The following is a 6,000-nucleotide window of genomic DNA, read 5'->3' on the forward strand; positions in this document are numbered from 1 at the left end:
CGACCTTGCCGAGATCGCCGCCACCGCGAGACACGTGCCCGGCCGCTGGATCTGATCAGGTGAAAGTCCGGTGTCGGTCCACCAATTCGAGGCCGCGACGGGCAGAGTGTTCCCAGAAACACCTCTGCCCCTCATGTGATTCCGGTTAGCAGCCGATGAGGGGGCAGGGGGTCCAAGTAAGGGGCGGAGCCTCGTGATTGAAGTACAGCAGGGATCTGACAGTAGTCGAACCCGACACACGCTCTCGAATTCGCGAGGCTCCGCCCCTGAACTCCATGAGAGGGGTAGATGAGCTACCGCAGGACAACCGAATCCACCGCCAACGGGTTCAGCTCGACGACAGCGGGCCACTCCTGTCATCGGCACAGAGTCCGATGACCTCACGTTTTTCTCGGGCGGGAACCGGTACAGACTCAACCGGAAATCCGGGCGTGATCGCCAAGACCAGCCAGAACAAAGACGGCGAAACCGTCCGACGGGCCGTACTCCCGTTCGTCCCGGACGTTATCGACGTGACAGTCGACCTCGACGAGGACGACCTGCAAGACCGCAAGCTCTACACCATCGCCGTCAATGGCGAAGAGTCCCGGGTCACCCACCGCCAGCTGCTGACCGGCGACGTGTGGGCCAACTTCTCGGTATCCGGGCACGGCTCCCGGGGCATGGTCAACGTGCTCGCCGACGCCGTGCTCCGCCTGCGAAGACACCCGACCATCCCCCTGCACCGCCACACGGATGGATCGAGATCGACGGACGCCCGGTCTACCTCACCGCAGGAGCCTGCATCGGGGCCGACGGCGCGGTGCCCGGTCCGGCGATCGAACTCGGCCCCCGCATCGGCACGTAGCACTGCCCGCACACCGGATCAGGACCAGGAGCGCGACGCTACTGCGGGCCTCGCTCGACAGCTGGACCCTCGCACCGGCCCGAGGTCATGTTGGCCGCTGCTGCTGATGACCTACCTGCCGCCGATGGAGCTGTGCGCGCAACGGACGGATTTCCTCGGATGTGTCCTCTACGGCCCGTCCGACAACTGCAAGTCGGTGCTGGCCGGCATCGGCTTTCCCACACTACAGCACCCCGGTCATGCTGGACCCGTTCCCGCAGATACTTCTGCTCTACCGGGTGTCCCTGGAGACCTACGCCCACGGCGCGAAAAACGCGCTCCAAGGTCATCGTACGACGCCCACCCTGCCTTCGAACCGACGCGAGCGACCGATATCGTCGACGGTTCGATGTACCTGGCCCGGTTCCGCGGCAACGGCTCGGGCTCGCGGCCGAGGATCCCGCAGCGGCGGGGACCGCAAGACCCGGCCGCCGCGTGGATTCGCCCTCGTTACCGCGGAACTGCGATTCAAGGTGCCCTCCGCCGAAAACCGCAGTTTCATCGTGGCCCTGAGCAAAGGACTGGTCGACAAAACCCAGCTCAACGAGATCGGCGCCAAGGCCGAAACCGGCGTCTACGCGACAGCGATGGCCGGGTTCATTCGCTACCTGGCCGCCCGGCACGAAGCGGGCGAGGATTCCGAACAGCGCAAACGCTGGGCCGAGATCCGCAGCGAACTCGTCGCCTCCGGGTGCGGCCGATCCGCGAGCCACCTCGCACACCTGCTGCTGACCGCCGAAACCCTGCTGACCTACGCCTGGTCCACCGGCGCTGTCACCACCGAAAACGCCGAAGCCATGTACCAGCAGGCCTACGCCTCGGTGGTCGCTGTCGACACTGCGGCCAGCGCCGGACGGGTCGAGATCGACCCCGTGACCCGATGGGTGGAGCTGCTGCGCGAAGCATTCGACTCCAAACAAGCTCATCTGGAATCCATGGACGGGGGCGCTCCCGAGAACGCGACCAGCTGGGGATGGGAGGCAGTCGGCGGAGGCGGCGGATTCGGCGGGGCCAACGGGGTCGACCAGGTCCGGCGTGGGCTCATGCTCGGCAACCTCTCCGACGACGGGCGCACGCTGTACCTCATCCCCAAGGCCACACACGAGCTGCTGAACAAGATGGCCGGCGCCGAAACTCTCGGACTCGACGACCGGGCGCTCAATGACCGACTCGGCGAGGCCGGAGTGATCCAGAGCAAGCTCGAAGCGGGGCAGCTGCATCGGACTCTCAAAACTCGGATCGGAAGCACCAGGCCCCGGCGGCTTCATATCGGCGTTTCTGTGCTCGAAAACGGGGTGGCCCCTGAGCGGCCCCTTTCAGATTCGGCGACAGGGGCCACCACAGGGCCGGATTTCAGGCTTCTGACCAGCACGAATCCCGCCTGGCCCCTGTGGCCCCTGTGGCCCCTGTAAAAAACAGTCCCCATGCAAAAACGGGGGGTACGTTCATCGCCGACCGGGTGGCCGCCGCGCTGACCGAGGCCGGCGGGGACCGGACCGCAGCGACTCAGGCATTGGTCAGCGCGGCGATCCCGGACGCGATGGAACTGTTCGACGCCACCCGCGCCGGTGCCCGCTACGACCACACCGCCCACCCGCCGAGCCGGAGATCCTGCGGAAGCCTGCCAAGGGTGCCGCCAACGCCATCTGGGAGGCGCGGCCGAAGTGGACCAACCCCCGCACTCCGGCCGATGCCGAGATCCAGCCGTTGGACGTCAACGCCGCCTATCTGTCCGCGATGACGACCCACCTGCCGATCGGGGCGCTTCAACACTCCGATAGCGGCGAGTTCGACCGGAAACGCTCGGGGCTCTACGAGATCACCCCCGGTCCCTGGGACCACGACGGGTTGCCCAACCCGCTGGGATCTCGCGACATGCCAGGGCGGGTGTGGGTGACCCGCCCGACGCTGCAGCTGCTGACCGATCTGTCCACCGACCGCTACGGCGCCCTGTGCCTGGCCCCGGTCATTCACCAGTCATGGACCAGCGGGTCGAGCGAGGCCCTGCTGCCCGGCCCTAAGGAGACGCTGCGCGATGCCCGCGCCGAGGCCATCGAACACGGTGACGAGGTGGCCCCTGGACTACATCAAGGCATGTATTCGGAAGTTCGTCTCCACGATGGCCAAGGCGAGCGGCTACAACCACGATCTGGACGGCACCGACTGGGGCCACATCATACGGGCACAGGCCCCACGCCAACCTGTGGCGGCGCGCGCACAAGGCCCATACCGCCGGGCTGTGGGTGCACCGCCTCACCGGTGTCGACGAGCTGCACGTCGCCGGTGATGGCGTCAGGTCTGGCAGGAGGGCCGGGGCCTGGGCCAGATGAAGCCCAAGGGCGACACCTACCCGTCCGGATCGGGGTCGGTGATCGGGAATGGGCGGGAAAATCAACGGCGGGTCCGGAGCGTCGGGCATCCCCGGCGGCAAGGCCATCGCCGACCGGCTCACCGAACTGGCCGAGGGGGTCAAGTCGCCGATCCACTACCGATCGGGCTTGGCCGCCCGGCTGCGGTACCTGACCAAATCGTCGGCCGGATATGACGCCATGAACGCGGCCGGGATCGATGTCACCGCCCGCACGATGATGGCGTGGCTGGCCGAGGAGCGGACACCGAACGCGGCCAACCTGGCACGGATCGAGGCGGCCTACACCGACCTGCACAAGCCGGAACATGGCCGCCTCGCTGGCGCAAGCGGCTCGACATCAAACGGGCGCCGGCACCCGGATCGAGATACACCCCCGTCCGACCAAACACCGCCGTCACCCCGAACAGCATCGGACCTACAGAATATCGGCGGGTGATTTCCGTCCGGCCGATTGGGGCGGCTGGTCGCCAGTGGGCCGCAGCGATATTCGACGGCATGAACGACACCTGGCACGTCCTCGCGGCCGACACCCTCGGAACCGACTGGAACGCCTACAACGTGGTCGACCACATCGGATTCGGCGCATAACCATCAATCGCGTACCGGGGCGCGGTTCTGGCCCAACGCGACCGTGCAGCTCAACACCGTTTCGCGGGTAGTGAGACACCGCGAAACGGTGTTGTGTTGCGACAACAGAGATTCCACAGCAATCCCACACCGATTCACCACCCCACCAAACCCGCATAACCACCAGAACCAGACCGCATATCCACCCGAACCCAACCGTATAACCACCCACATAGCGCAAACCCGCCACAAGCGAACACACACCCTGCACACACCTTTTGCACCATCAATCTTGGTCGGGGTGGCGGGGGCGTATACGCCGCGCCGATATACGTATAGAGACCGCGCTATACGGATCAGGACCGCGCTATACGGACCGGCACACCCGTATAGACACCCCACCCCTCCTACCCCCTGAAGAGACCCCCTCAGGGACCCCCACCCCAGCGGGAATCCGCCCAGAGATCCCGACACGATTCGATACACCATTTGCACCATTGATCTTGGCCAAATTTGGTGGGGCGTATAGCCGTATATCCGCCCGTATAGCCGTGGTCCATATACGGGGCACCCGGCCTATACGCCCCGCCCGGCCCGTATGGACGACACGGTGTCCGCCGCCGGTAGGCAATAATGGGCAACCGAATCCGGTGTTGCTGGTCATCCCCCTTCTGGCCGCACCGGATTCGCCATGTCCGCCGCTCCAGCGCACCGGATTCGGCAGGTCGGCACGATATTCTCAAGGCTTAAACGTGTAAACGCGCATAGTCGAGCGAGAGTCGAGCCATGACCGCGATCACCATCGGCAACCTCAAAGGCGGGGTCGGCAAGACCACCACCGCCATCATGCTCTCGCTCGCCCTGGCCGACAGTGGCCGGCGGGTGCTGCTCATCGACACCGACCCCCAGCGCTCCGCCCTCAAATGGGCTGAGATCGCCGGTGCCGACTGGCCCCAGGATCAGGTCACCGTCGTCTCGTGGATCAACCACAGGACCCTCCAGCGCCAAATCGAGGCCGTCCGTAGCGACTACGACGCGATCATCGTCGACGTGCCACCGAGCCGGACCCACACCGCCCGCGCCGCCACCACGCCCGAAGCCGAGACCCTCGAAGCCGCGCTGATGGCGACCGGGCATCTGCTCGTGCCCACCTCCAGCAGCGGTATCGACCTCGCCGAGATCGGCGCCACGTTCGAGGTCACCGCCAAGGTCGAGCGCCAGCGCGATGTCGTCGCCTCCGTGCTGCTCGTGCGGATCTGGTACAGCACCAACTCATCCGTCGCCGCCCGCGAGGCCCTCGTCGAGGACTTCGGCTACCCGGTCATGCGCACCGAGATCCCGATGCGCGCGGTGTTCATCGACGCTTTCGGCACCGTCCCGGCTCTCCCGGACCCGTCAGCGCGTACAAGGACGCCCTGGCCGAGATGCTCGCCGACCACGCCCAGGAGAAGTAGCCCCATGCCCGCACGCCGCCCCAACACCACCCGCGCCAACCTCGCCCGCGCCATCTCCTCCGGCAGCGAGAGCCGCGCCGTCAACGACCGCCGACGCCGCAACCCTCGCACCATCCCGACCGTCGACGACGACCGCCCCGCGCTCCAGCGCAACAGCGACACCAAGCGGCAGCAGGGCATCAATTTCGACCTCGCCCTGCTGGAGTACGCCCGCGAGGCCGTGGTGTACATGAACCGCCGCCACCCCGAAGAGTCCGGCTCGGAATCGCTTGCCGCGCTGGTCGATCAGGCCGTGCGGGAGAAGATTGCCGCGTGGGAGCGCAAATACAACGATGGGGACGCACTGCCGCGGCTGTAGAGGCGTGACCAGCGCATTCCCTATGCGATTATGCGCGTATAGAATTCCTGTACCAGGATGCGGATTCAGCTCATCCGGCAGCATCGAAAACCATTGCAATGCAATGTGTTTCAGAGCTACAATAAAATTCATCCCGTAACCATCAATCCTGAAATCTGTAAAGTAGGGGTTTACCAGCGCATTCACCCTACAGAATTCGATTCCTGAATTCTGTAGGGTGAATGCTGTAACGAGAATCGAAAGATGTTGCGTAGCAACAACTTTCGATTGGCGGCAAGCGGGTTAGACGCGAGTTACGTTGTATCGCAACAAATTTCGGGCGCGAAGCGCCCGCGCGGCGGGCCTCCGCAGGAGACCTGCGCGC

At 65.4% G+C, this 6,000-nt stretch carries 4 protein-coding genes; 3 read left to right on the forward strand and 1 reads right to left on the reverse strand.

What is annotated here, in order from left to right; genetic code table 11:
* Positions 1-413: 413 nt before the first annotated feature.
* On the reverse strand, positions 414-707 hold the full coding sequence (locus LKD76_RS31410; RefSeq protein WP_227985577.1) for a hypothetical protein: 294 nt from the start codon (positions 705-707) through the stop codon (positions 414-416).
* A gap of 682 nt (positions 708-1,389) precedes the next feature.
* Between LKD76_RS31410 and LKD76_RS31415 the strand changes: the two genes are divergently transcribed.
* The 3 genes from LKD76_RS31415 (at position 1,390) to LKD76_RS31425 (ending at position 5,636) form a co-directional block, all read left to right on the forward strand.
* Positions 1,390-2,298, forward strand: coding sequence for a hypothetical protein (locus LKD76_RS31415; protein ID WP_227985579.1), 909 nt, complete (start codon positions 1,390-1,392; stop codon positions 2,296-2,298).
* 966 nt (positions 2,299-3,264) lie between these two features.
* Positions 3,265-3,693 carry a hypothetical protein gene (locus LKD76_RS31420; RefSeq protein ID WP_227985581.1) on the forward strand — a complete coding sequence of 143 codons (429 nt, stop codon included), beginning with the start codon at positions 3,265-3,267 and terminating at the stop codon, positions 3,691-3,693.
* A 917-nt stretch (positions 3,694-4,610) separates the two neighbouring features.
* Positions 4,611-5,636 (forward strand): AAA family ATPase, encoded by a 1,026-nt coding sequence (locus LKD76_RS31425; protein WP_227985582.1) that lies wholly within the window; start codon positions 4,611-4,613, stop codon positions 5,634-5,636.
* Positions 5,637-6,000 lie beyond the last annotated feature (364 nt).

Source organism: Nocardia spumae, assembly GCF_020733635.1.
GTDB classification, from domain to species: Bacteria; Actinomycetota; Actinomycetes; order Mycobacteriales; family Mycobacteriaceae; genus Nocardia; species Nocardia spumae.

Excerpts from the sequence above, each read along its gene's own strand:
- LKD76_RS31420 (WP_227985581.1), top strand. The coding sequence starts at position 3,265 with ATGGGCGGGAAAATCAACGGCGGGTCCGGAGCGTCGGGCATCCCCGGC.
- LKD76_RS31425 (WP_227985582.1), top strand. The coding sequence starts at position 4,611 with ATGACCGCGATCACCATCGGCAACCTCAAAGGCGGGGTCGGCAAGACC.